The sequence below is a fragment of the Nonomuraea sp. bgisy101 genome (assembly GCF_057708945.1).
On sequence record NZ_JBYITD010000031.1, the window covers coordinates 43,376 to 67,580 of the forward strand.

Here is a 24,205-nt window from a genome sequence, read left to right on the forward strand (position 1 = left end):
CTCATAGAACGCGTTCCACCGAACGCAGTTCGGTCAGGCTAACTTCCCAGTTCGAGCCCGGTGAAAGCCATGCGAGGAACAATTCCACAAGAGACCCCGCATACCTACCCAATGGTAAGGTGCGCAGACTAAGGTCATCTTTCACGGTACCGGTGGAGAAAGGGGTATCCGTGCGGATCGCGCTGCTTTCCTACCGGAGTAAGCCCACCTGCGGCGGCCAAGGCGTCTACCTCCGCCATCTCAGCAGAGAGCTGGTCGCACTGGGTCACCACGTGGAGGTCTTCTCCGGCCAGCCGTACCCGGAGCTGGACGAGGGCGTGATCCTCAACAAGGTTCCGAGCCTGGACCTCTACCGCGACGAGGACCCCTTCCGCACGCCGAAGCTGCACGAGTACCGCGACTGGATCGACTGGCTCGAGGTCGGGACGATGTGGACGGCGGGCTTTCCCGAACCGCTGACCTTCACCCTGCGCGCCTACCGCGAGCTGAAGAAGCGCCTCGGCGACTTCGACGTCGTCCAGGACAATCAGACCCTCGGATACGGCCTGCTCGGCATCCAGAAGCTGTTCCCCGTCGTGGGCACCATCCACCACCCGATCAGCGTGGACAGGCGCATCGAGCTCGAGGCGGCCAAGGGCGCCAAGAAGCTGACCATGCGCAGGTGGTACGGCTTCGTGAAGATGCAGGCCAAGGTGGCGCCGAGGCTGAAGCCGATCCTCACGGTGAGCGAGTCGAGCCTGGCCGACATCCACCGCGACTTCAACGTCCCGCAGGCCAACATGCGTCTGATCCCGCTCGGCGTCGACACGCGCTACTTCCACCCGCGGCCCGACAAGCCGAGGAGGAAGGGCTCCATCGTCGCCGTGGCCTCCGCCGACTCCCCCATGAAGGGCGTCGCGACGCTGCTCAGGGCGGTCGCCAAGCTGGCCACCGAGCGCGACGTGAACCTCACCGTCGTCAGCAAGCCGACACCTGGGGGACCCACCGAGCAGCTCGTCCAGGAGCTCTCGCTGCAGGACAGGGTCCGCTTCGTCCACGGCATCTCCGACGACGAGCTGGGCGAGCTGATCGCCACCTCCGAGATCTCCGTCGTCCCGAGCCTCTACGAGGGCTTCTCGCTGCCCGCCGTCGAGCACATGGCGTGCGCCACCCCGCTGGTCGCCAGCCGTACGGGGGCGCTGCCCGAGGTGGTCGGGGACGCCGCGGTTCAGGTCGCGCCCGGCGACCCGGAGGAGCTCGCCGCGGTGCTGCGCCGCCTGCACGACGACCCCGAGGAGCGCGAGCGGGTCGGCAAGGCGGGCTACGACCGCGTGATGGAGCGTTACACCTGGCACGTCGTCGCCAAGAAGACCGTCGAGGCCTACAGAGAGGCCATTGAGGAGTTCGGCAAGTGCTGACCGTCGACTTCGCCCGGCTGCCGGTCGGGCCGGGCCATCGCGTGCTCGACCTGGGCTGTGGCGCCGGCCGCCACGCCTTCGAGGTGCTGCGCAGGGGCGCGGACGTGGTCGCCTTCGACATGGACCAGGGCGAGCTCGACGGCGTCAAGTCCATGTTCGCGGCCATGGAGGAGACGGGCGAGGCCAAGGGCACGGGCGAGACCGTGCAGGGCACCGCGCTCGACATGCCGTTCGAGAACGACAGCTTCGACCGGGTGATCGCCGCCGAGGTGCTGGAGCACATCCACGAGGACACGACCGCGATGCGGGAGATCCTGCGCGTGCTCAAGCCTGGAGGGCTGGCCGCGATCACCGTGCCGGCGTTCCTGCCCGAGCGGATCTGCTGGGCGCTGAGCGAGGACTACCACACGGCTCCTGGCGGGCACATCAGGATCTACACGCTGGCGGAGCTGCGGGCCAAGCTCAAGGCGACAGGCTTCAGGGTCGGGCCGCACCACTTCGCGCACGGACTGCACGCGCCGTACTGGTGGATCAAGTGCGCGGTGGGTGTCGACAACGACAGTCACCCGCTGGTGAAGGCGTACCACCAGCTCCTGGTCTGGGACATCATGAAGGGCCCGAAGACGACCAGGGTGGCCGAGGCCGTGCTGAACCAGGTCGTCGGCAAGAGCCTGGTGCTCTACATCAGGAAGCCTGCGTGATCACGCGGGAGCACGTCCTCCAGACCGCACTGAGCATCGCGGCCATCCAGGAGGACGACGGCGGCGTGCCGTGGCCCGAAGGGCATGTCGACGCGTGGAACCACGTCGAGTGCCTCATGGCCATGTCGGTGGCGGGCCTCGAGGACGAGGTCGAGCGCGGCTATGCCTGGCTGGCAGCCCACCAGCGCGAGGACGGCTCGTGGCCGATGAAGCTGGTCGCGGGCGAGGCCGTCGAGCGCGGCGGTGAGACCAACCACGCCGCCTACGTCGCCGTCGGTGTCTGGCACGACCTCCTGGTCACGGAAGACCTGGACAACGCGCGGCGGCGCTGGGACATGGTCAAGAAGGCCCTCGACTACGTCGTCGACCTCCAGACGCCGCGCGGCGAGGTCGTGTGGGAGCGCGACGCGCTGGGCCGCCCCTCCGGCTACGCGCTGCTGACCGGCTGCTCCAGCATCCACCAGGGGCTGCGCAGCGGCGTCCTGCTCGCCGACCGCCTGGACGACCCGCAGCCGCACTGGGAGCTGGCCGCCGACCGCCTGGCCAACACCCTGCAGAACACCCCCGAGGCGTTCGCCGACAAGAGCCGCTTCTCGATGGACTGGTACTACCCGGTGCTCGGCGGCGCCGTCCGCGGCGACCTGGCGCTCGATCTGCTCGACAAGGAGTGGGACACCTTCGTCGTCCCGGGTCTCGGCATCCGCTGCGTCTCCGACCAGCCGTGGGTGACCGGCGCGGAGACGTGCGAGCTCGTCCTGGCCCTCGACGCGGTCGGCGACCGCGAGCGCGCCGAGCGGCTGTTCGCCGACATGCAGCACCTGCGCCACGAGGACGGCTCGTACTGGACCGGCTGGCAGTTCGCCAACCTCAAGCACTTCCCGCACGAGCGCTCCGGCTACACCGCCGCCGCCGTGATCCTCGCCGCCGACGCCCTGTCCGGGTTCACGCAGGGCGCGGGCCTGTTCCGCGACATCCCCGTCTCCGGCCAGAGCCACCCCTTCCAGTACGACAAGCGAGCATGACCGGGGAGCACCGGGACGCGCCGACCGCCCGTACGGCACGCCCGCCGGCGCCGGCTGATCGTTAGGACCCGCAAGCCGTTTTACCGCTTCTTTGCCGCGAGAGGCGGAGCGCCGCCGAGGGCCGCCGCGAAGCGCTCACTAGGTTCGTGAGTGGCCGTTCGATGCGTCTTCGGGGGAAGAGTGGGCGACACGGGCACACTTGCGTTCTTGGATCAGGTCAGGACCGATCCGATCGTCTCCCCCTCGTCGGGTCTCCGACGCCTCCTGGCGAAGGATCCCGACGAGGCCGACCTGGGCAGGCGCCGCTTCCGCCTGAGATCTGGACCCGCCCGCGCCGCCATGGAGCGCGCCGAACGCTCGCACGTGCTCGGCTACAACGCCGTCCTCTCCCACGAGACTGGCAAGATCGACGAGCTGCCTCCCGAGCAGCGGGGCTTCGCCTACGGTGGCGCCGCGATGGCGTGCGCGACCCTCGACCTGCTCACCATGACCAGGGGCCGTCGCCTGCGGGAGCTCCTGGCCGGTCCCGCCGTACGGCACCAGCACGCCGCGCATCTGGGCGTGGGCCGCGCCTACGCCGGGCTGCGCGTGCGCCCGCTGTGGGGTCTGGGAAGCACGCACCCGCTGCTGCGCTGGCTGGCGGTCGACGGGTTCGGTTTCCAGCGCTCGCTCACCCGCGCCGACACGATGGTGGGTGAGCGAGCCGTCCCCCATCTGCTCACCAGGAGCCAGCGAGCCCTGTTCGACCAGGGGCTCGGGCGCATGCTGTGGTTCCATGACTGCGCCTCGCCCGAGGACGTCTCGGCGCGCCTCACCGAGTTCCCCTCGGTGCGCAGGGCCGACCTGTGGAGCGGGGTGGCGTTCGCCGCCACGTACGTGGGCGGCGCGGACGTGGACGAGATGTGCAGGCTGACCGCCTACGCCGCCTCCGACGGCTTCCGCGCCCATCTGACGCAGGGCGCGGCCTTCGCGGCGGCCGCCAGGCTCCGTGAGGGGCACGTGCCCGACCGTACGGCTCAGGCCGTCCAGCTGCTGGCGGGGGCGGAGCCGGAGGAGGCGGCCTCGTGGGCGGACAGGGCGCTGATCGGGCTCGGTCACGACCCGCACACGCACGAGGACCTGCTCGGCTGGCAGGCCCACACCCGCAGGGTGTGGACCCACAGGAACCGGTGAGGGTGGCTCACTCGTAGCCGAGGTGGACGGGCTTGTCACCAGGTTGGAGGTGTGATCACCCAGATGGCGGTGCAGACCTCGTCGCCGTTGTTGGCGTACCAGTGAGGGATGGTGGACGGGTAGCGGATGGAGTCGCCAGGGCCCAGCTCGTGTCTGACCCCGTCCAGGTACACATCCTTGTGCCCTGTGATGACGATGCCGACCTCTTCCCCGAGATGGGTGAAGGGGGTGGCGCTGGTGTCGTGGCCTGGACGGGTCTCGACCCAGGTCACTTCGAGCGCGCCGGAGAGGTCGGGGGTGAGGAGTTCGTGGACGGCACTGTCGTCGTCGCCGACGCCGTGTCCGCCGAGCCTGCGGCGCTCGGACTTGCGCACCACGGGCGAGCGGTGCTCCTCCTGCACCTGGAAGAGCAGGCCCACGGGGATGCCGAGCCCGTGTGCCAGCTGGACGAGCGTGGAGAACGCGGGGTTGGCCAGACCGCGCTCCACCTGGCTGATGATCCCCATGCTCAGCCCCGACAGCTCGGCGAGCCGTTCGAGGGTGAAGCCTCGCTCCTTGCGCAGGGTGCGGACGCGGGTTCCGACAGCGCCGAGCATCGCCGCGACGGACTCGGGGGTGCTGTCGTTCGTCATGACTTCATCCCAATGAAGGTGTCTTCAACGTCAATAGAATGATGAAGATTTTCAGGCTAATGAAGGCGAGTGAGAACCCGGAGCGAGCCCGTCACAGAGGTCTCCTTGAAGGCGCCGCTCTCCAGCGCGCGCAGATAGACCCGGTACGGCGCCTGCCCGCCGTCGGCGGGATCGGGATAGATGTCGTGGAAGACCAGCGCGCCGCCCACCATCACGTGCGGCGCCCAGCCCTCGTAGTCGCGCGTCACCGGTTCCTCCGAGTGCCCGCCGTCGATGAAGAGCATGGCCAGCGGCGTGTTCCAGAGCCGCGCCACCTGCTCCGACCTGCCCACGATCGCGATCACCTCGTCCTCGAGGCCCGCCTCCGCGATCGTCGCGCGGAAGGTCGGCAGCGAGTCCATCCTGCCGAAGCGCGGGTCGACGAGCGTGGGGTCGTGGTGCTCCCAGCCCGGCTGGATCTCCTCCGAACCCCTGTGGTGGTCGACCGTCACCACGACCGAGCCGGTCAGGCGGGCGGCGGCGCCGAGATAGACGGCCGACTTGCCGCAGTAGGTGCCGATCTCGCAGATGGGGCCGCGCGCGCCGTACCGGAGGGCGGCCTCGAACAGCGCCATGCCCTCGTCGGCGGGCATGAACCCTTTGGCGCGCTCGGCGGCGAGCAGTAGATCGGGCGGCATCTCCATGGTGAGCACCTTACTCACGACCCCAACCGAACATTCCTCTTGAACGACATTCTGGAACCTGTTCTACTTGGCACGTGAACCAGCGCGCCCGCATCGCGATGTCCGACGACGACATCGCCGCCTTCCTCCAGGAATCGCGCAAGCTGCAGCTCGCGACCATCAACCAGGACGGCACGCCGCATCTGGTGACCATGTTCTACGCCATGGACGCCGGCCGGATCGCCTTCTGGACCTACGGCAAGGCGCAGAAGACACGGAACCTGGAACGCGACCCGCGGGTCAGCTGCCTGATCGAAACCGGCGACGACTACGCCGACCTCCGCGGCGTCCTGGTGTACGGCGTGGCCGAGCAGGTCGACAAGACGCTCGACATCGGCATGGAGATCGCCAGGCGGATGACCCCTGGCGTACCCGATGAGCTGCTCCGCGAGTACGTCGAACATACGGGGAAAAAGCGCACCGCCTTCGTCGTGGAGCCGACCAAAGTGGTCTCATGGGACCACAGGAGGCTGTCATGAAGATCAAAGTCGATGACCTGGTCTGCGAGGCCAACGCCGTCTGCATGGGACTCGCGCCCGAGGTCTTCGAGGTGGACGACGACGACCAGCTGCACATCCTGCTGCCTGAGCCGCCGCCGGAGATGTTGGACCGCGTCCGCCACGCGGTGCGGTCATGTCCGAAAGCCGCCCTCTCTCTGGAGGAGTAACCCCCCATGCGCGCAGCGCTGCTCCACACCGTAGGAGACGACAAGCTCGACATCCGCGACGACATCACCCTGGCCCCCGTCGGCCCGTCGCAGGTCCGCGTCAAGATCAAGGCGACCGGTGTCTGCCACTCCGACCTGTCGGCCATGACCGGCGTCGTGCCGCAGCCCGTGCCACTGATCCTCGGACACGAGGGCGCGGGCGAGGTCGTGGAGGTCGGCGACCACGTCACCACCGTCCAGCCGGGCGACCACGTCATCATCAACTGGCGCCCGTCCTGCCAGAACTGCGAGCTGTGCGTGGGTGGCCAGCCGTACCTGTGCATGAAGTACATCATCGAGTCCTTCAGCACCGGCACCTTCAGGCTCGGCGACACGATGGTGTACGGCATGGCGGGCTGCGGCACGTGGGCCGAGGAGATCGTCATCCCGTGGGAGGGCGCCATCAAGGTCGACCCCGGCGTCCCGTGGGAGGCCGCCGCGCTCATCGGCTGCGGCATCACCACCGGCGTCGGCGCGGCCATCAACACCGCCCGCGTCCGGCCAGGCTCCACCGTCGCCGTCATCGGCTGCGGCGGCGTCGGCCTCTCCGTCATCCAGGGCGCCCGCATCTCGGGTGCGCGCACCATCCTCGCCGTCGACCCGCTCACGTCGAAGCACGAACTCGCGCTGAAGGTCGGCGCCACCCACGCCGTCACCCCCGACGACCTGCCTGGCGCGCTCCAGGAGCTCACCGGCGGGCAGGGGTTCGACTACGGCTTCGAGGTGGTCGGCAAGTCCGCCACCATCCAGAGCGCGTGGCAGCTCACCCGCCAGGGCGGCGACGTCATCGTGGTCGGGGCGGGCGCCATGGACGACATGGTGCAGATCTCGGCGTTCAGCCTGCTGTTCGAAGGCAAGAACCTGCTCTCCTCCCTGTACGGCGAGGCGGACGTCAGGCACGACTTCCCCTACTTCGCCGAGCTGTACAAGTCGGGCCAGCTCGACCTGGACTCGATGATCAGCGCCCGGATCAAGCTGACGGACCTGAACGACGCGGTCACGGCTCTCCGCAACGGAGAGGCACTTCGCCAGATCGTCCTGTTCGACTAGGCCGTCCGCCGGCCGCGGGTGAGGGCCCCTCGCCCCCACCCGCGGCCGACGGATGCCCGATGGGATCACGCTGATTTCGATAGAATCACAAACAATGTCGGGAATCCGCCATACTCCGCGTGCCACGACAGGCCTCCTCCCTCTGCCCGCCGGCACCGGAGTCGACGCCCACTGGCACGACGAGAACCAGATCGTCTACGCCGGTCGCGGCGTGCTGTCGGTCACCACGGACGCGGGCAGTTGGATCGCTCCCGCCACCCGGGCGATCTGGATTCCGGCCGGTACGGTCCACGAGCATCGCGCCTACGGCGACACCGACCTCTACCTGCTGGGCCTGCCGGTGAAGGACAACCCGCTGCGCCTGGACCAGCCCGCGGTCATCGGCGTCGGCCCGCTGCTGCGCGAGCTGATCATCGCTTACACCAGGCAGCCCGCCGAACGCACCGCCGAGCGCCGCCGCCTGCGGGCCGTCCTGCTCGACCAGCTCCGCCACTCCGCCCAGGCGCCGGTCAACGTGCCGGCCGCCAAGGACCCGCGGCTGGTCGCGGTGTGCGCCATCCTTCGTGACAACCCGGCCGACAACAGGACCCTGGCGCGGCTCGGCGCCGAGGTGGGCGTCAGCGACCGCACGCTGACCCGGCTGTGCAAGGCCGAACTCGGCATGAGCTTCCCGCAGTGGCGCACCCAGCTGCGCCTGCACCACGCCCTGCGCCTGCTGGCCGAGGGCACCCCTGTCACGGTCGTCGCCCACCAGTGCGGCTGGGCCTCCAGCAGCGCCTTCATCGACGTCTTCCGCCGCGCCTTCGGCCACACCCCTGGCGCCCACCGCGCACGATCCTGACCTCGCGGCCGGGGTCAACGTGGGAGGGGGCGGGCCGCCGAGGGGGCGGAGACCCGCCCGCCCGCCTACTCCGAGGCGAAGGCCGCGTCGAACGCCGCCGTCGGCGGAGTGATCGCGTTCAGCTTCCTGATGTAGGCCAGCGCCTCGGGCGCCCCGTCCAGCCGGTCCATGCCCGCGTCCTCCCACTCGATCGAGATGGGGCCGGCGTACCCGATCGAGTTCAGCGCCCTGAAGCAGTCCTCCCACGGCACGTCGCCCCGCCCTGTCGAGACGAAGTCCCAGCCGCGCCGCAGGTCGGCCCACGGCAGGTGCGACGACAGCCGGCCCCTGCGCCCGTCGCCGACGCGCACCTTGGTGTCCTTGCAGTCGACGTGGTAGATCCGGTCGGCGAAGTCGAGGATGAAGCCGACGGGGTCGAGGTCCTGCCACACCATGTGGGAGGGGTCCCAGTTGAGGCCGAAGGCGGGCCTGTTCCCGATCGCCTCCAGGGTCCGCTGGGTCGTCACGTAGTCGTAGGCGATCTCCGACGGGTGCACCTCGTGCGCGAACCGCACGCCCACCTCGTCGAACACGTCGAGGATCGGGTTCCACCTGTCGGCGAAGTCGTGGTAGCCGGCCTCGATCATCGACGGCGGGACCGGCGGGAACATCGCGACCGTGTGCCAGATGGACGACCCGGTGAACCCGACGACGGTGTCGACGCCGAGCAGCGCGGCGGCACGCGCGGTGTTCTTGAGCTCCTCGGCCGCGGCCTGCCGTACCAACTCGGGGTCTCCCGAGCCCCAGATGCGCGCGGGCAGGATCGCCTGGTGGCGGGCGTCGATGGGGTGGTCGCAGACCGCCTGTCCCGCCAGATGGTTGGAGATCGCCCACACCTTGAGACCGTGCTTGTCGAGCTGGGCCCGCTTGGCGGCGATGTAGGCCGGGTCGGCGACGGCCTGGCTGACGTCGAAGTGGTCGCCCCAGCAGGCGATCTCCAGGCCGTCGTAGCCCCATTCGGCGGCCAGCCTGCACACCTCGTCGAACGGCAGGTCGGCCCACTGTCCCGTGAACAACGTGACTGGTCTCGTCATGCGATCTCCTTGTAGCAACCCTCGGCCGCGCTCTGCTCGACGGCCGCCAGCACCCGCTGCACCCTCAGCCCGTCGGCGAACGAAGGCGATGGGTCCGTCCCGTTGCCGACCGCCTCGAGGAAGTCCTTGATCTCGTGCGTGAACGTGTGCTCGTAGCCGAGACCGTGTCCCGGCGGCCACCACGCGCCCACGTAGGGGTGGTCGGGCTCGGTGACGAGGACGCGTCTGAAGCCCGTGTCGCCGGAGGACACCCACAGCTCGTTCATGGCCTCGAAGTCGAAGGCGAGGCTGCCCAGCGACCCGTTGACCTCCAGGCGCAGGGCGTTCTTGCGCCCCGTGGCGAACCTGGTCGCCTCGAAGGAGGCCAGCGCCCCCTCCGACATCCGCCCGATGAACAGCGCCGCGTCGTCGACGGTGACGCTCCCCTTCTCGGAGGTACCGCTGCCGCCCAGCCCCGAGGAGGCCGACGCCAGCGGCCGTTCCCTGACGAAGGTCTCGGTGAGCGCCGAGACGCCCACGATCGTCTGCCCCGTGACGAACTGGGCGGTGTCGATGATGTGCGCTCCGATGTCGCCGAGCGCCCCCGACCCCGCCTTGTCCTTCTGCAGCCGCCACACCAGAGGGAAGTCGGGATCGACGATCCAGTCCTGCAGGTACTGCGCCCTGACGTGCCTGATCTGCCCGAGCTCACCCGCGGCGACCATCCGCTGCGCCAGCGCGATGGCGGGCACGCGCCGGTAGTTGAAGGCGACCATCGACCTGCCCGGCGAGGCGGCGGCGGCCGCCACCATGGTCTGCGCCTCCTCGACGGTGTTCGCGAGCGGCTTCTCGCAGATGACGTGCTTGCCGGCCTGGAGCGCCGCCACGGCGATCTCGGCGTGGGAGTCGCCGGGCGTGCAGATGTCGACGATCTGCACGTCGTCGCGGTTGACCAGTTCCCTCCAGTCGGTCTCGACCGCGGCCCAGCCCATCCGGGCCGCGGCGTCGGTGGCGGCTTCGAGCGACCTGCCGGACAGGGCCGCCATGACGGGCGTCACCGGCAGGTCGAAGAAGGCCGCCACGTTGCGCCAGGCCTGGGAGTGGACGCGCCCCATGAACGCGTACCCCACCATGCCGACGCCGATGGTCGTTCGAGTCATCAGGATTCAAACCCCAGAGGTAGGTACTTCTGCACGTTCTCCTTCGTGATGGTCTCCGAAGCGAGCGTGATCGACTGCGGAACCTGGTTCTCCACGAGGTCGCTCATGCCCTTTCCCTGGGCTATCAACCTCGCGAGCTTGATAGCCGACGATGCCATGGTGGGGCTGTAGGTGACGGTCGCCTCCAGCACCGAGTCGCCCGACTGGATCTCCCGCATGGCGTTGGCCGAGCCGGCGCCGCCCACCATGAAGAACTCGTTGCGTCCCGCCTCCTTGATCGCCGCGAGGACGCCCACGCCCTGGTCGTCGTCGTGGTTCCACATCGCGTCGATCTTCTTGTGCGCCTGGAGCAGGTTGGCCGCGACCTTGTTGCCCGTCTCGACCGTGAACTGGGCGTCCTGCTTGGCGGTGACGCTGAAGCCGTACGTCTTGAGCGCGTCGGCGAAGCCCTTGGTGCGGTCCTGCGTCAGCGGGAGCGTGGCGATGCCCTGGATCTCGACGATCACCGGGTTGGTCACGCCCTTGTCCTTCAGCTTCTTGCCGACGTAGTGGCCCGCGGCGACGCCCATGCCGTAGTTGTCGCCGCCGATCCAGGTGCGGTAGGCGAGCTTGTCGGGGAAGACGCGGTCGAGGTTGACCACGGGGATGCCCGCGGCGGTGGCCTGGAGCGCGATCTGGTTCAGCTGCTGGCCGTCGTTGGGCAGGATGACGAGGGCGTTCACCTTGGCCGCGATCAGCGATTCGACGGCGGAGATCTGCGCGTTGATGTCGTTGGTCGGCTCGACGGCCTTGAACTCGACGTCGGAGTACTGCTTGGCGGCGGCCTCGGCGTTCTTGGCGATGGCGGCGATCCACCCGTGGTCGGCGGCGGGCGCGGAGAATCCGATGACGACCTTCGTGCCCGGCTGGTCGTTGCCGCCGGCGGCGGGCGCGGGCGCGGGTGCGGCGCTCTGGGCGGACGGCTGGGCCGCGGGCTGGTTGCTGGTGCATCCGGTGGCCAGCAGGACGGCCCCGCCAACGAGGAAACCTCTGCGCGCGACTTTCTCGGTCATGGTGCTCTCTCCTTGAGGTTTCGCCGCTGGAGAAGGACGGCGATGACGATGATCAGGCCCTTGGCGATCAGCTGGTCGCTGGTGTTGAGCCCGTTGAGGATGAACAGGTTGGTGATCAACGTGAAGATCAGCAGGCCGAGGATGGAGCCGATGATCGTGCCCCGTCCCCCGGTGAGCAGCGTGCCGCCGATGATGACCGCGGCGATCGCGTCCAGTTCGTAGAGGTCTCCATGGGTGGAGGAGCCCGTGGTGGTCCTCGCCATGATCAGGATGGCGGCGATCCCGCAGCAGAATCCCGACAGCGCGTACAGCAGCATCGTGTGCCGCCGCACGTCGATTCCGGCCAGCCGCGCGGCCTCGGGATTGCCGCCGACGGCGTAGGTACGGCGGCCGAAGGTCGTGCGGTTCAGCACGATCCAGCCGACCGCGACCACCAGCGCGAAGATGTAGACGAGCAGCGGGACGCCGAGCACCCTGGTGGTCGACAGCGCCACCACCGCCTCGTTGCCCTGCTGGATGAGCTGCGTCTTGCGGTCCGACATCCGCTGGGCCAGGCCGCGGGCGGCCACGAGCATGGCCAGCGTGGCGATGAACGGCACCATCCGCCCGTAGGCGATGAGCAGGCCGTTGACGAGGCCCGCGCCGGTGCCGACGAGGACGGCGCACAGGCCCATGACGAACGGGCCGTAGGACTGGGTGGCGAGCGTGGTCGCCCATACCGAGGCCAGCGCCATGACCGCGCCGACGGACAGGTCGATGCCACCGCCGATGATCACGAAGGTCATGCCGACGGTGATGACGCCGATGGTGGCGGCCAGCGAGAGGATGCTGACGAGGTTGGAGGTGGTGGCGAAGTTGTCCGGTACGGTCACCAGGCCCACGACGGCCAGCAGCACCAGCGCCGCCACCAGCCCGAGATGTCGCACCTCGCCGAACCTGGCGAACACGCCGCCGCCCACGCCCGCGGTCGCGGGAGCACCATCGGTCTTCACGCCGCACTACCTTCCATGATCATGTCCAGCACCGTGTGCTCGTCGAGTTCCTGGGCGGAGGCCGAGTGGATGACGCGGCCCTCGCGGACCACCAGCACCCGGTCGGCCAGCCCCAGCACCTCCGGCACCTCGCTCGAGACCAGCAGGACTCCTATGCCGTCGTCGGCCAGCTTTCTGATCACCGCGTACAGCTCGGCCCTCGCACCCACGTCCACCCCTCGGGTCGGCTCGTCGAGGAGGAGCAGCTTGCGGTCGTTGAGCAGCCAGCGGGCCAGCACCGCCTTCTGCTGGTTGCCGCCCGACAGCGTCTTGATCGGCCGCTGCGGGTCGGCGGGCCTGATGTCGAGCGTCTGCACCAGACGCCTGGCCTCGGCGTCCTCTCGCGCCCTGTCCAGCCAGCCGAACCTGGCGTAGCGGTCGAGGCTGCCGAGCGTGATGTTGGCCGTCACCGTCTGGTCGAGCAGCAGCGCCTGCGCCTTGCGTTCCTCAGGGGCCAGGCCCATGCCCTGCCGTACGGCACGCGCGGTGGACCTGGACACGGGCCTGCCGTCCAGCAGGACCCGGCCCGTGGCGGGCCGCGCGCCGTACACGGCCTCGAGGATCTCCGAGCGGCCCGAGCCGACCAGGCCCGCCAGGCCGACGATCTCGCCGGCCCGCACCGAGAAGGAGACGTCGGCGAAGACGCCCGGAGCGCTGAGGTTCTCCACGCGCAGGACGTCGGCGCCTGGGGCGGCGCCCGAGCGCGGAGGGAAGACGTACTCCACGTTGCGGCCGGTCATGAGCGAGACGACCTGGGAGGTCGGCGTGTCGCCAGCGGGCAGGCCCACCGCGACCGTCCTGCCGTCCTTGAGCACGGTGACCCTGTCGCCGATCTCCCTGATCTCCTCCAGGCGGTGGGAGATGTAGACGACGGCGACGCCCTGCGCGGTGAGCTCCCTGATGATGCGGAACAGGTTGGCGACCTCGTCGTGGGCGAGGGCGGCCGACGGCTCGTCCATGACGATCACGCGGGCGTCGTGGGAGAGCGCGCGAGCCATCGAGATCACCTGCTTGGCGGCCGGGGAGAGCCTGCCGACCTCCTTCGACGGCCTGATCTCGCCATGGCCGAGCCTGGTGAGGATCTCGGTGGCGGTGCTCCTGAGCGCCTTCCTGCGGGTGAATCCGAGGCGGGTGGGCTCGTGGCCGAGCATGATGTTCTCGGCCACGCTGAGCCCGTCGACGAGGTCGAGCTCCTGGTACATGGTGGCCACGCCGAGCCTGATGGCGTCGACGGGGTTGCTCGGCGCGATGGTCGTGCCGTTGAGTTCGATGGTTCCCGCGTCGGGCCGGTGAACGCCGGCGAGCACCTTGATGAGCGTGGACTTGCCCGCGCCGTTCTGGCCGAGCAGGCAGTGCACCTCGCCGGCCCGCACGTCGAGGTCCACTCCGTCCAGCGCCCGCACGCCGGGGAACTGCTTGACGATGCCTCTCATGATCAACATGTGACGATCCTGTTGATGTTGTCGGGAGCCAGGTAGTGCTCGATGGCCAGCGTCCCCGCGCCGAGCGCGGCCGCGTCGACTCCCGTACGGCTGGGCACGATGACCAGCTCGTGGGTGGCCAGAGGGAGCGAGCGCTGGTAGACGGTCTCGCGGATGCCCGCCATCAGGTGCTCGTGCACCCTGGCAAGCACGCCGCCGATGACGATGACCTCGGGGTTGAAGAAGTTGACGAGCCCCGCGAGCACCTCGCCGATGACCCTGCCCGCCTCCCTGACCAGGCGGAGGGCCGGGGTACTGCCCTTCTGGACGAGCGCGACGACGTCGGAGCCCGTCTCGGCGGCGAGGCCGAGCTCGGTGAGCCTGCGCGCGAGCGCGTGACCGCCCGCGACCGCCTCGAGGCACGCGCTGTTGCCGCAGTGGCAGGTCACGTCGTCGTGGCCGCTCACCCTGATGTGCCCGATGTCCCCCGCCGAGCCCTGCGCGCCCCTGTGCAGCCCGCCGTCGGCCACGATGCCGCACCCGATGCCGGTGCCGACCTTGACGAACAGCAGGTGCCTGACCATGGGAAAGGCGTTGCGGTGCTCCCCCAGCGCCATCACGTTGACGTCGTTGTCGACCAGGCTCATGGTGGCGAAGTGGTCGGGGATCGGGTAGCCGTTCCAGCCCGGCATGATCGGTGGATTGTTCGGCCTGCCCGTCGCGAACTCGACCGGGCCAGGCACGCCGACCCCCATCGCCCTGAGCGCCGCATACGGGCGGCCCGCGCGGTCGAGGAGCTCGCGGACCCTGCGGTCCACGTGGTCGAGCACGGTCACGGGCCCTTCGGCGACGCGGATGGGATCCTCCGCCTCGGCGATCACCTGCCCCGTGAGGTCCATCAACGCGATCCTGCAGTGGGTCGCGCCGAGGTCGACGCCGGCGACAGCGTGGTCCTCGGTGTGCAGACGCAACTGGCGCGGCGGCCTGCCGCCCGTGGAGTCGCCCGCGTGCGCCTCCTCGACCAGCCCGCGCTCGATGAGCGCGTCGACCCGCTGGGAGATCGTGGACCTGGCCAGGCCCGTGATCCTGGCGAGGTCCGACCGCGTGGTGGCCGAGCCGCTGCCGATCAGCGTCAGAACATCGCCCGGCGTGCCGGGGACGTCACCCGTCATGCCGCGACGATAAGAGGGCACTTATGACGAAAGCAAGGGATCAAGAGCCTGTAATTCGACGGAGATCCGCACCTCTTCCGCTGAGGATCGAACAAAGTTGGATCTCTATCGGCGTAACCTGCGGCTTTCCGTCACCGATCTCCCCGAGCGGCACCGGGCCCAGTCGTCAAAAAAGGGACCACCTCCGACGAGGTGGCCCCCTGCGCGTCCGCGTGCCGCTAGAGCATCGCCTTCATCGAGTCGGCCGCCGACAGCACGTAGGGCTGCTCGACCATGATCGAGTCCCAGTTGTCGGCGATCGCCTCGGGCGACAGGTCGTCGGTCTTCCACCCCGGCCCCTCGGCGACGAACACCCGCGCCACCTTCCCTCCGCCGACGCTGAACACCTCGCCCGACGCCTCGCACGACTCGTGCGCGAGGAAGGCCACGAGCGCGCTGACCCGCTCCGCGGTGAACTTCGCCTCGAACTCGGCCGGCAGCAGCGCCTCCGTCATCCGCGTCCACGCGATGGGCGCGATCGCGTTGGCCTTGATGCCGCTGCGCGCGCCCTCGATCGCCAGCGTCTTGGTCAGCCCGACCAGGCCCATCTTGGCCGTGGAGTAGTTGGCCTGGCCGAAGTTGCCGAACAGGCCCGCGGGCGAGGAGGTGTTGACGATGCGCCCGTAACCCTGCTCCTTGAGGTAGGGGTAGGTGGCCTGGCTGACCAGGTAGGAGCCGCGCACGTGGACGGCGAGCACCGCGTCGAACTCCTCGACCGTCATCTTCCCGAACGACTTGTCGCGCAGGATGCCCGCGTTGTTGACGACGATGTCGACCCGGCCGAACGCGTCGACGGCGGACTGGACGATCGCCTTGGCGCCCTCAGGGGTGGCGACGTTGTCGGTGTTGGCGACGGCCTCTCCGCCGTTCTTCCTGATCGTCTCCACGACCTCCGCCGCCGGGCCCGTCGAGGCGCCGGTGCCGTCGAGCGCGCCGCCGAGGTCGTTGACCACGACCCGCGCGCCTCGTTCGGCCAGGAGGAGCGCGTGCGAGCGACCGAGACCGTGCCCGGCGCCCGTGATGATCGCGACCTTGCCGTCGAACCGGAGCATGCGAACCCTCCACCGTAGGAGAACAACATTCTAGTAAGGGCACAATATCTCGATGGAGCTGTTGCGGACAGTGATCAGTCATGCGGATTTCTGCTAGAGTTCTTCACCCCGCTAGGGCGGCGGTCAAAGACGACACCCCTCCCTGTTACGGCCCCGCCCACCATCCGGGCTGGAGGCCTTGCATGCCCGCACAGCCGCCCCTCCGCGTGATCCAATGGGCCACTGGCGCCGTCGGACGCTGCGCCCTGCGCAGCGTGCTCACCAGACCGGAGTTCGAGCTCGCGGGTGTTCTCGTCTACGACCCCGACAAGGTCGGCATGGACGCGGGCGAGCTGGTGCGCATGCCGGAGACGGGCGTCAGGTGCACCGACGACGTCGAGCGCATCATGGCGCTCGACGCCGACTGCGTCCTGCACATGCCGCTGCCCGCCTCCTACTTCGGCCGCGACCACACCTCGGACATCGAGACGATCTGCGCGCTGCTCGCCTCGGGCAAGAACGTGATCACCACCACCGGGTTCGTCTACCCGCGCTCCTACGGCCCCGGCGTCGTCGAACGCATCGAGCAGGCCTGCAAGAAGGGCGGCACCTCGCTCCACGGCACCGGGATCAACCCCGGCTTCATGAGCGACTTCCTGCCGCTGGCCCTGACCGGGCTCTCCAGCAGGGTCGATCACATCTACGTGCGCGAGTCCTCGGACTTCCGCGGACACCCCTCCCGGCAGATCGTGGTGGACCTGGTCGGATTCACCCGCTCGGCCAAGGACTACACCGCCGCCGTCCGGCCGTACCGGGCCTTCCAGCGCTCGCTCTTCGCGGAGAGCGTGCAGCTGGTGGCCGACGCGCTCGACGTGCGGCTCGACGAGGTGGAGGAGAGCGACGAGTTCGAGCTGGCGACCGAGGAGTTCGAGATCGCGGCCGGGCTGGTCCGCGAGGGCACGGTGTGCGCGTCGCGCTGGGTCTTCTCCGGGCTGGTACGCGGGCGGCCCTTCATGACCATCGAATGCGTCTACAAGGCCGACGCGACCAAGGTGCGCCGTTGGCCCGAGCCCGGGTTCGCCATCCACATCGAGGGGGTGCCGCAGATGACGGTGACCGTGGACGAGGTCTCCCACGGGCTCGCCGCGGCCGCGGCCAGGGCCGTCAACAACGTGCCCGCCGTGTGCGCGGCACCGCCCGGGATCCGCACCATGCTCGACCTGCCGGTTCCGACCGGCCGCCACACCGTCACCCGCCACCGGCCGTCACCGGCGGCCCGCTGAGCACCCTCCCCCAGCCGACCGCCTGGCCGTCGATCGGCCTCCGCTCAGCGTGCCCTCCCTCAGCCGAACAGTCCGGCCGTCGATCGGCGTCCGCCCAGCGGGCCGTTCACCAGCCCGCAGGGCCGTCGCCGGCGGTCAGCTCAGAGCGCTCTCCTTCAGCCGGATCTGCGGCGCGACCAGGTCGGCCCACGCCGCGAGCACCTCGTCGCCCGGCAGGTCCGACTCGAGCAGCGCGAGCCCCGGGGTGGGCACGACGGCCCCGAGCTCCACCAGCAGCGGGCGGAAGTGGGCCTCGACGGCGAGGGCGTGCCTGGGGTCGCCCATGACCAGCACCGGCAGTGCCGTCCTGCCCGCCAGCCCCCTCGGCGGCAGCCGGTCGAGGAAGGCCTTGAGCAGCCCCGTGTAGGTGGCCTTGTAGGTGGGGCTGGCCACCACGATCACCGACGCGCCCCGCACCAGGTCGAGCGCCACCTCCAGGCCGGCGTGCGCGCCAGGGTCGAGGAGGTGGGTGGCCAGGGCCGACAGGTCGACCACGTCCCGCTCCCCTTCGTGGCCGAGTCTGGCGGCGATGGCGTCGGTGGCCGCCACCGCGGCGCCATGGGTCCTGGATCCCGCTCGCGGGTTGCCGACGACGGTGACGATGCTCATCGCTCTCCTCTGGCCACTGCTCAGCCTTCGCGACCGACGCTACGCATCCAGAGGGGGTAAGTCAATTTTTCCTACTTGATTTACATAGAATGCCAGACGTCCGGCTCGCCCTGGACGCACACGACACGCCCCCTGGCCTCCAGCCAGGCCAGGTGAGCGAGCGTCTCGTTGTTGGCGGCCCTGCGCATGAACGGCTGGATCGTCTCCCACGGCCGCGACCAGGTCAGCCTGGTCGCGATGTCCCAGCAGGTGATGCCGTCGTGAGCGGCCACCACGGCCGCGATCTCCGCCAGCCGCTCCTCGTGATGCCCGATCACGTAGTCCACCCGCTCGGCCAGCTCCATGAAGCGGTACTCGTGCGCGGGCAGCACCTCCTCCACATCGAGCTTGCGTACGGCGAGCAGCGCGTCGAGATAGTCGGCCAGCGGGTTCGGCCCCGACTGCGGGTGCACGGCCACGATCGGAGTGATCCTGGCGAGCACGTGGTCGCCGGAGAACAGCACCTTGCGCCCGTCGGAGACGAAGCACAGATGCCCCGGCGAGTGTCCCGGCGTCCACACCGCCCGCAGGTCCCAGCCGGGCAGGTCGAGCCGGTCGCCGTCCTCGACCAGCCGGTCGGGGCGCGCCATCGTGACCATGTGTCTGATCATCATGGACGCCCCCGCCAGCTCGCCCAGCGTCTGCGCCGGCACACCCGACCTGACCAGGAGCGCCTTCTCCCTCTCCACCAGCGACTCGACGTACTCGTCGTCGTAGCGGTCGCTCAGCAGGCTCGCGTCGGCGGGGTGGAGCGCGATCCACGCGCCCGACGCCTCGCGGACGCGTCCGGCCAGGCCGTAGTGGTCGGGGTGGATGTGGGTGACGAGCACGGCCTTGACGTCGGTGATCGCGTAGCCGGCCGTGGCGAGGCCCGCGGCCAGCGCGTCGTAGGCCTCGTCGGTGTTCCAGCCCGCGTCGATGATCGCCACGCCGTCCGGCAGTTCGAGGGCGTAGACCAGGACGTAGCGCAACGGATTGACCGGGATCGGCACCGGGATCGACCACAGGCCGGGCCGTACCCTCTCGACCGCGGGGAGCGTTCCGTCCAGCCAGGCGGCCCGTTGAGCCTCGTTCGCCGCCGTCACCACAAACTTCGACATTTCACCATTGTTCCAGAACCATGTTCGGTTTTGGTGGCCCAGGGGTGAAGCGGCGGCGCGGCCCGCCTGGAGTCGCGGCCTAGAATGGCGCGCGTGCTGCGCTGGGCCAGGATCGCGACCTTGGCGACACTGGGCATGACTGTGATGGCGAGCCTCGTCATGCCCGGCATCGGCGTGTTACGCGAGCCCGACCCCCTGCGCGCGGCCCTCGGCGGGCTCGGCGTCACGCTGTTCACCGCCGCGCAGGCGGCCCTCTTCTACGCGGCCATCACCCCCTCCGTGCGCGGGCGCGTCCAGCGCCTGCTCTTCGCCGCGGCGACCGTGGCCTCCATCCCCCTGGCCGGCCCCCTGGCCGCGCCGGCGTGGGAGACATGGGCGTGGATCGGCGGCGCGGTGCTGGCCACGGCGCCGCTGGTGACGACCCGGCGATGGGCGACCCTGGCGATCATGGCGGCCGCCACGGCCACCTCCGCGGGCGTGGCGCTGTGGGTGGGCGACCAGGTCCGCCTGTACGTCGTGATCACGCTCCTGCTCGGCCTTTCCACGCTCGCGGTCAGCGGCCTGCACGTGTGGCTCTGGAACCTGCTGCTCGAAGCGCACGAGGGCAGGGCCGCCCAGGCCAGGCTCGCCGCCGCGGAGGAACGGCTGCGGTTCGCGCGCGACGTGCACGACCTGCTCGGTCACGACCTGTCGGTGATCGCGCTCAAGGCCGAGCTGGCCGAGCGGCTGATCACGCTCTCCCCCGAGCGGGCCGCGCGGGAGGCCGCGGACCTGCGCCGTCTGGCCGCCACCGCGCTCACCGACCTGCGCGCGGCCGTCCACGGCTACCGCGAGGTGGATCTGCCCGCCCAGCTCGCCGCCGTCGCCCAGGTGCTGCGCTCCTCCGGCGTGCGCTGCACGGTCGACGGTACGGCGGGCGAGCTGCCGCGGGAGAGCGCCGCCCACCTCGCCGTCGTGCTGCGCGAGGCGTCGACGAACGTCCTTCGGCACAGCAAGGCCGCCTGGTGCACGATCGAGATGGCGCGGGAGGCCGGCAGGGTGCGCATGACCGTGACGAACGACGGCGCGACGAACGACGGGGCAGGGCCCTCCACACCCGACCGCCACAGCTCGGGCCTGCGCGGACTGCGCGACCGGCTCGCGGAGGCGGGCGGCACGCTGCGCGCGCGGGCCGAGGGCGACGTGTTCACGCTGGAGGTGACGCTGTGATCAAGGTGCTGCTCGCCGACGACGAGGAGCTGATCAGGACGGCCCTGGCCGCGCTGCTGGGGCTCGAACCCGACCTCGAGGTCGTCGCCCAGGCCGCGGACGGCAGGTCCGCCGTCGACCTCGCGCTGTCGCACCGCCCCGACGTGGCCGTGGTCGACCTGGAGATGCCCGCGCTCGGCGGGCTCGAGGTCAGCGCCGAGCTGGCCACCGCGCTGCCCTCGTGTGGAGTGGTGATCCTCACAGGGCACGGCAGGCCGCCGCTGCTCAAGCGGGCACTCGACGCGGGCGCGAAGGGCTTCCTGCCCAAGGGCTCGCCCGGCGGCGCGCTGGCCGAGGTGATCAGGCGGGTCCACGGTGGCGGCCGGTACGTGGATCCCGGTCTGGCGGCCGACGCCCTGACCGCCCCCGAGTGCCCGCTCACGCCGCGCGAGCTGGAGGTGCTGCGGCTGGCGGAGTTCGACACGCCGGTGGCGGTGATCGCCCGCCGTACGCATCTGTCGAACGGGACCGTCCGCAACTACCTGGCGGCGGCGGTCACCAAGCTCGGCACGTCAAACCGGGCGGAGGCCGTCAGGCTGGCTCGCGAGCACGGATGGCTGTAGGGCGGGCAGCCTCACGAGAAGCAGCGCGGAGGCCAGCACGAGCGCGGCGGCCGGCCACCACGCGCCGGCCGTGCCGAGACCGAGCGCGAGCGAGGCGAGCCCGAGGTTGGCCAGTCCCGCGCCCGCCTGGAGCGACATGGACGACACCGACGTCATGGTGGCGCGCTCGGCAGCGGTGACGCGCAGGTGGGTCAGCTCGGAGAGCAGCAGGGCGTTGATCGACAGCCCGGTGAACATGCCCGCGTAGGCGAGCCCCGCCGACACCAGCCCCGCCGCCCCTGTCAGCCCCGCGGTGGCGGCGAGCGCGGCCAGCGACAGCGCCGTCACCACGATGCCGGCCGCCGCGCCGCGCACCGAGCCGCCCACCGTTCCGGCCGCCGCGCCGCCCGCCGCGCCGCCCGCCGAGCCGCGCACCGTGCCGGACCCCGAGCCCCCCACCGAACCGCCCAGGAGCACGGCGATCCTCGGGGCCAGCGCGCTGCCGAGGGCACTGGCGGCGAAGCCGATCGCGGCGACGAAGGCGTAGGCGGTCGCGCCGGTCTCCGCCTGTCCCGTGAGCGCGGCCAGCCGTACCGGGGTCAGCAGTTCGACGGCCACCAGGGCCACACCGAAGACGGCCGCGATCGGCATCAGCCGCCGCAGCACGACGTCGAGCAGCGCCATGCGCAGCCCCGTGACGACGGTCGTGGGCACGGCCCTCAGGACCTCGCCGAGCCCGCGCCGCGCGTGCGGCGGCTCGGGCAGCGCGAAGAGCGCCACCACCAGCAGCAGGACCGCCGCGCCCGCGCCCATCGCGGGCGGTACGGCCAGCCCTCCCGGCACGACCGGCGGCACGAGGCCACCGGCGAGCGTGCCGCCGCACAGCGCCACGGACTCCATGGCGTGCCCCCTGGACAGCCCCGGCTTGAGGTCGGCGTCAGGGCCTTCGAGCGTGTGCAGGGTGTCGACGTACCACGCCTCCGCGGGCCCGCTGGACAGCGCCCTCGCCGCGCCCTTGAGCACCGCGCCGACCGCGAAGAGCAGGAAGGAGTCCGCCACGACCATCAGCGACAGCCCCGCTGCCGTGAAGGCCGCGGAGGCCGACAGCACGACCCTGCGTCCCACGACGTCGGCCAGCCCGCCCGTGGGCAGCTCGAGCGCGACGCTCACGGCGGAGTAGACCGCCATGACCGCACCGACCTGGGAGATGCTGAGCCCCCGCTCGGTCATGAGCAGCACCATCGGCGCCATCATCAGGCCGGGCGGCAGCCAGGTGAGCAGGCTGACGAGCATGTACCGGCGGCGCGCGGACAGGGGAGTCATCGCTTCCTCCTGGGAAAGGCCGTGGTGCCGAGGTGGACCTGCTCGGCGGAGGCGGCGTCGCCGTACCTGGCCTCGAGCTCGCGCTGCAGGTCCGCGACGCGCGCGAAGTACTCCTTCACCCCCTCCGGAGTGAGCCTGACCAGCGCGTCGCCCATGCCTGCCGCCTCGATCCACTCCGCGGGCCAGTCGTCCGCCTGGAACTCCTCCATCGAACGGACGATCGCCTCGATCTGGCGCAGCGCCATGATCGTGACGGCTTCCCTGCCTTCAGGGGTGGCCGACAGCTCGGCGGTGTTCCACTCGGTGTAGCGGTGGCGGGCGCGCCAGCGGCGTTCCCTGGCGTCGGGCGAGGGGTCCTCCTCGATGAAGCCGTACTTGGCCAGCTCGCGCAGGTGGTAGCTGGTCGAGCCTGAGCTCTCTCCCACCTTCCGCCCCAGCGCGCTGGCCGTGGCGGGCCCCTCCGCGCGCAGCAGGCCGAGCAGCCTGACCCTGAGCGGGTGGGCGACGACCTTCAGCGTGCGCGGATCGCTGATGTGGAACGCCTCTTCCATGCCGCCCAGGCTAAATCGCAAAGAGTATTTTGCAAAGACTAATTTGCGATCGATACCAGCACCGCGCCGAGCAGGACGAGGATGAACGCCAGCGGAACGAGCAGCGCGCCCAGCAGCACCAGCTGGTAGACCAGGCCGTTCCACGGCTGCGGGGCCTGACCGAGCGCGCCCGGGGAGAAGGACCACACCGGGGCGCGGTACTCCACGGGAAGCGACTGGCCCTGCGCCACCCACACCTGGAGGTCGGCCTTGCCGACCTGGGGCGGCAGGATGCCGGGGATGTGCACGTGGAGGTGATGGGCGCCGGGCGCCACGGGGATCACGTTCCGCCCCCACGCGACAGGGACCGGGTAGCCGTTCAGCGTCACCACGGGCTTGAAGATGGCGAGACCGAAGACGGCCCAGTGGTACTTCAGGTCGAGGACGAGATGGTTCATACCAGGGTCCTTCTAGGCTGGGGAGATGATTGAAGACGTTCGCGTTGATCCTGAGATCTTCGAGCTGAGGCCCGACTTCGCCGTTCTGGCCATGACCGCGTACGGCCTGCGCAACGGTCCCACGGACGACCGCTCGCGCGCGTGGCTCGAGGAGGCATCGTCGCATGCCGTACGGCAGGAGAAGATCGACCCGTGGCGCGAGGCCTACCGGGCCTTCGGCGCCAAGCCGCAGCGGACCAGGCCCTCGGTCGACGCGCTGACCCGCCGGCTGCCCCTGCCCGAGATCAACCTCGTGGTCGACGCCTACAACTCCGTCAGCGTCAAGCACGTGCTCCCGATCGGCGGCGAGGACCTGCGCCACTACCGGGGCGCGGCGCACCTGATGCGGGCCGCGGGAGACGAGCCCTCAGAGGAGGCGCTCGGCACGCCCGACGCGGGCGAGGTGATCTGGCGCGACGACGCCGGCGTCACCTGCAGGCGCTGGAACTGGCGGCAGGTGGTGCGCACCAGGATCACCGAGGAGACCACCGACGCGCTCTTCCTCCTGGAACGGCTCGAACCGCTCTCGCTGGAGGAGTTGAAGGAGGCCGGGGAGGAGCTGGCCGACCTGCTGATTCGCATCACACCGGACATAAGGGTCGAAACCCGGCTCATTGTTAGCGGGAGGTAAAAACTCCCCCTGATCGTTGATACCGAATGGTAACAATGGCTGCACCCCCAGGAATGACTGGGGAGGCGTGACCACTTCGGACTCTCCTGAGAGGATCAGGCGGAGTGGTGTGGCCTCAAGGGCACACTCTGCCGGTCGAGGCGAGTAGCCTTGGACAGGTTC

The 24,205-nt window shown here is 70.1% G+C and carries 26 protein-coding genes; 12 read left to right on the plus strand and 14 right to left on the minus strand.

Features of this window, described 5'->3' with window-relative positions; translation table 11 throughout:
* The first annotated feature begins 170 nt into the window (after nt 1-170).
* The 4 genes from AC3EO4_RS41940 to AC3EO4_RS41955 all read left to right on the plus strand — a co-directional run bounded on the left by AC3EO4_RS41940 (nt 171) and on the right by AC3EO4_RS41955 (nt 4,293).
* Complete coding sequence (locus AC3EO4_RS41940) at nt 171-1,397, plus strand: glycosyltransferase family 4 protein (protein WP_379576239.1); 1,227 nt, start codon at nt 171-173, stop codon at nt 1,395-1,397.
* A complete protein-coding gene (locus tag AC3EO4_RS41945; protein WP_431901168.1) occupies nt 1,391-2,098 on the plus strand; it encodes a class I SAM-dependent methyltransferase in 708 nt (235 codons plus the stop codon). Before AC3EO4_RS41940 ends, AC3EO4_RS41945 begins: the two co-directional genes overlap by 7 nt.
* Nucleotides 2,095-3,120: a prenyltransferase gene (locus tag AC3EO4_RS41950; RefSeq protein WP_431901169.1), complete on the plus strand. Its 1,026-nt coding sequence runs from the start codon at nt 2,095-2,097 to the stop codon at nt 3,118-3,120. The genes AC3EO4_RS41945 and AC3EO4_RS41950 overlap by 4 nt, the downstream gene beginning before the upstream one ends.
* Nucleotides 3,121-3,327: 207 nt before the next feature.
* Nucleotides 3,328-4,293, plus strand: coding sequence for a DUF1702 family protein (locus AC3EO4_RS41955; protein ID WP_431901172.1), 966 nt, complete (start codon nt 3,328-3,330; stop codon nt 4,291-4,293).
* Nucleotides 4,294-4,328: 35 nt separating this feature from the next.
* Here the strand turns inward: AC3EO4_RS41955 and AC3EO4_RS41960 are convergent, their stop codons facing one another.
* Both AC3EO4_RS41960 and AC3EO4_RS41965 read right to left on the minus strand, forming a co-directional pair.
* On the minus strand, nt 4,329-4,925 hold the full coding sequence (locus tag AC3EO4_RS41960) for a cupin domain-containing protein (RefSeq protein WP_431901173.1): 597 nt from the start codon (nt 4,923-4,925) through the stop codon (nt 4,329-4,331).
* Nucleotides 4,926-4,981: 56 nt separating this feature from the next.
* Nucleotides 4,982-5,608, minus strand: a complete 627-nt coding sequence (locus tag AC3EO4_RS41965) for a class I SAM-dependent methyltransferase (RefSeq protein WP_431901276.1) — start codon at nt 5,606-5,608, stop codon at nt 4,982-4,984.
* A gap of 74 nt (nt 5,609-5,682) precedes the next feature.
* Between AC3EO4_RS41965 and AC3EO4_RS41970 the strand changes: the two genes are divergently transcribed.
* The 4 genes from AC3EO4_RS41970 (at nt 5,683) to AC3EO4_RS41985 (ending at nt 8,244) form a co-directional block, all read left to right on the plus strand.
* Nucleotides 5,683-6,126, plus strand: a complete 444-nt coding sequence (locus tag AC3EO4_RS41970; protein WP_379576244.1) for a pyridoxamine 5'-phosphate oxidase family protein — start codon at nt 5,683-5,685, stop codon at nt 6,124-6,126.
* The gene (locus AC3EO4_RS41975; protein WP_346129432.1) at nt 6,123-6,314 is read left to right on the plus strand and encodes a ferredoxin; all 192 of its coding nucleotides are present in this window, start codon (nt 6,123-6,125) and stop codon (nt 6,312-6,314) included. The genes AC3EO4_RS41970 and AC3EO4_RS41975 overlap by 4 nt, the downstream gene beginning before the upstream one ends.
* Nucleotides 6,315-6,320: 6 nt before the next feature.
* Nucleotides 6,321-7,403 carry a Zn-dependent alcohol dehydrogenase gene (locus AC3EO4_RS41980; protein ID WP_379576245.1) on the plus strand — a complete coding sequence of 361 codons (1,083 nt, stop codon included), beginning with the start codon at nt 6,321-6,323 and terminating at the stop codon, nt 7,401-7,403.
* Nucleotides 7,404-7,497: 94 nt separating this feature from the next.
* Complete coding sequence (locus AC3EO4_RS41985; RefSeq protein ID WP_431901177.1) at nt 7,498-8,244, plus strand: AraC family transcriptional regulator; 747 nt, start codon at nt 7,498-7,500, stop codon at nt 8,242-8,244.
* A 65-nt stretch (nt 8,245-8,309) separates the two neighbouring features.
* On the opposite strand, the gene AC3EO4_RS41990 is transcribed toward AC3EO4_RS41985, so the two are convergent.
* From AC3EO4_RS41990 to AC3EO4_RS42020, 7 genes are all read right to left on the minus strand, one after another.
* Nucleotides 8,310-9,317, minus strand: a complete 1,008-nt coding sequence (locus AC3EO4_RS41990; RefSeq protein WP_431901179.1) for a sugar phosphate isomerase/epimerase family protein — start codon at nt 9,315-9,317, stop codon at nt 8,310-8,312.
* Nucleotides 9,314-10,456: a Gfo/Idh/MocA family protein gene (locus AC3EO4_RS41995; RefSeq protein WP_431901180.1), complete on the minus strand. Its 1,143-nt coding sequence runs from the start codon at nt 10,454-10,456 to the stop codon at nt 9,314-9,316. The genes AC3EO4_RS41990 and AC3EO4_RS41995 overlap by 4 nt, the downstream gene beginning before the upstream one ends.
* Nucleotides 10,456-11,508: a substrate-binding domain-containing protein gene (locus AC3EO4_RS42000; protein WP_379576249.1), complete on the minus strand. Its 1,053-nt coding sequence runs from the start codon at nt 11,506-11,508 to the stop codon at nt 10,456-10,458. Before AC3EO4_RS42000 ends, AC3EO4_RS41995 begins: the two co-directional genes overlap by 1 nt.
* On the minus strand, nt 11,505-12,500 hold the full coding sequence (locus tag AC3EO4_RS42005; protein ID WP_379576250.1) for an ABC transporter permease: 996 nt from the start codon (nt 12,498-12,500) through the stop codon (nt 11,505-11,507). Before AC3EO4_RS42005 ends, AC3EO4_RS42000 begins: the two co-directional genes overlap by 4 nt.
* Complete coding sequence (locus AC3EO4_RS42010) at nt 12,497-13,981, minus strand: sugar ABC transporter ATP-binding protein (protein ID WP_379576251.1); 1,485 nt, start codon at nt 13,979-13,981, stop codon at nt 12,497-12,499. The genes AC3EO4_RS42005 and AC3EO4_RS42010 overlap by 4 nt, the downstream gene beginning before the upstream one ends.
* On the minus strand, nt 13,975-15,132 hold the full coding sequence (locus tag AC3EO4_RS42015; RefSeq protein ID WP_431901185.1) for an ROK family protein: 1,158 nt from the start codon (nt 15,130-15,132) through the stop codon (nt 13,975-13,977). Before AC3EO4_RS42015 ends, AC3EO4_RS42010 begins: the two co-directional genes overlap by 7 nt.
* A 218-nt stretch (nt 15,133-15,350) precedes the next feature.
* On the minus strand, nt 15,351-16,223 hold the full coding sequence (locus tag AC3EO4_RS42020; protein WP_431901188.1) for an SDR family oxidoreductase: 873 nt from the start codon (nt 16,221-16,223) through the stop codon (nt 15,351-15,353).
* A 182-nt stretch (nt 16,224-16,405) separates the two neighbouring features.
* On the opposite strand from AC3EO4_RS42020, the gene AC3EO4_RS42025 reads away from it, so the two are divergent.
* Entirely contained in the window at nt 16,406-17,485 is a 1,080-nt protein-coding gene (locus AC3EO4_RS42025; protein WP_379576254.1) for an NAD(P)H-dependent amine dehydrogenase family protein, read from the plus strand.
* 135 nt (nt 17,486-17,620) lie between these two features.
* On the opposite strand, the gene AC3EO4_RS42030 is transcribed toward AC3EO4_RS42025, so the two are convergent.
* Nucleotides 17,621-18,133, minus strand: a complete 513-nt coding sequence (locus AC3EO4_RS42030; RefSeq protein WP_379576255.1) for an NADPH-dependent FMN reductase — start codon at nt 18,131-18,133, stop codon at nt 17,621-17,623.
* Nucleotides 18,134-18,213: 80 nt separating this feature from the next.
* Nucleotides 18,214-19,272 (minus strand): MBL fold metallo-hydrolase, encoded by a 1,059-nt coding sequence (locus AC3EO4_RS42035; RefSeq protein ID WP_431901190.1) that lies wholly within the window; start codon nt 19,270-19,272, stop codon nt 18,214-18,216.
* 93 nt (nt 19,273-19,365) lie between these two features.
* Between AC3EO4_RS42035 and AC3EO4_RS42040 the strand changes: the two genes are divergently transcribed.
* Both AC3EO4_RS42040 and AC3EO4_RS42045 read left to right on the plus strand, forming a co-directional pair.
* On the plus strand, nt 19,366-20,481 hold the full coding sequence (locus tag AC3EO4_RS42040; RefSeq protein ID WP_431901193.1) for a sensor histidine kinase: 1,116 nt from the start codon (nt 19,366-19,368) through the stop codon (nt 20,479-20,481).
* Complete coding sequence (locus AC3EO4_RS42045; protein ID WP_379576258.1) at nt 20,478-21,083, plus strand: response regulator transcription factor; 606 nt, start codon at nt 20,478-20,480, stop codon at nt 21,081-21,083. The genes AC3EO4_RS42040 and AC3EO4_RS42045 overlap by 4 nt, the downstream gene beginning before the upstream one ends.
* Here the strand turns inward: AC3EO4_RS42045 and AC3EO4_RS42050 are convergent.
* The 3 genes from AC3EO4_RS42050 to AC3EO4_RS42060 are packed head-to-tail and all read right to left on the minus strand — an operon-like array spanning nt 21,033 to nt 23,373.
* Nucleotides 21,033-22,385 (minus strand): MFS transporter, encoded by a 1,353-nt coding sequence (locus tag AC3EO4_RS42050; RefSeq protein ID WP_431901195.1) that lies wholly within the window; start codon nt 22,383-22,385, stop codon nt 21,033-21,035. The two genes, AC3EO4_RS42045 and AC3EO4_RS42050, sit on opposite strands and share 51 nt — an antisense overlap.
* The gene (locus AC3EO4_RS42055) at nt 22,382-22,936 is read right to left on the minus strand and encodes a helix-turn-helix domain-containing protein (RefSeq protein WP_431901197.1); all 555 of its coding nucleotides are present in this window, start codon (nt 22,934-22,936) and stop codon (nt 22,382-22,384) included. The genes AC3EO4_RS42050 and AC3EO4_RS42055 overlap by 4 nt, the downstream gene beginning before the upstream one ends.
* A 38-nt stretch (nt 22,937-22,974) precedes the next feature.
* A complete protein-coding gene (locus AC3EO4_RS42060) occupies nt 22,975-23,373 on the minus strand; it encodes a hypothetical protein (protein WP_431901200.1) in 399 nt (132 codons plus the stop codon).
* A gap of 25 nt (nt 23,374-23,398) precedes the next feature.
* Here AC3EO4_RS42060 and AC3EO4_RS42065 point away from each other — a divergent pair, with 25 nt between their 5' ends.
* Nucleotides 23,399-24,043, plus strand: coding sequence for a B3/B4 domain-containing protein (locus AC3EO4_RS42065; RefSeq protein ID WP_431901202.1), 645 nt, complete (start codon nt 23,399-23,401; stop codon nt 24,041-24,043).
* Nucleotides 24,044-24,205: the final 162 nt, after the last annotated feature.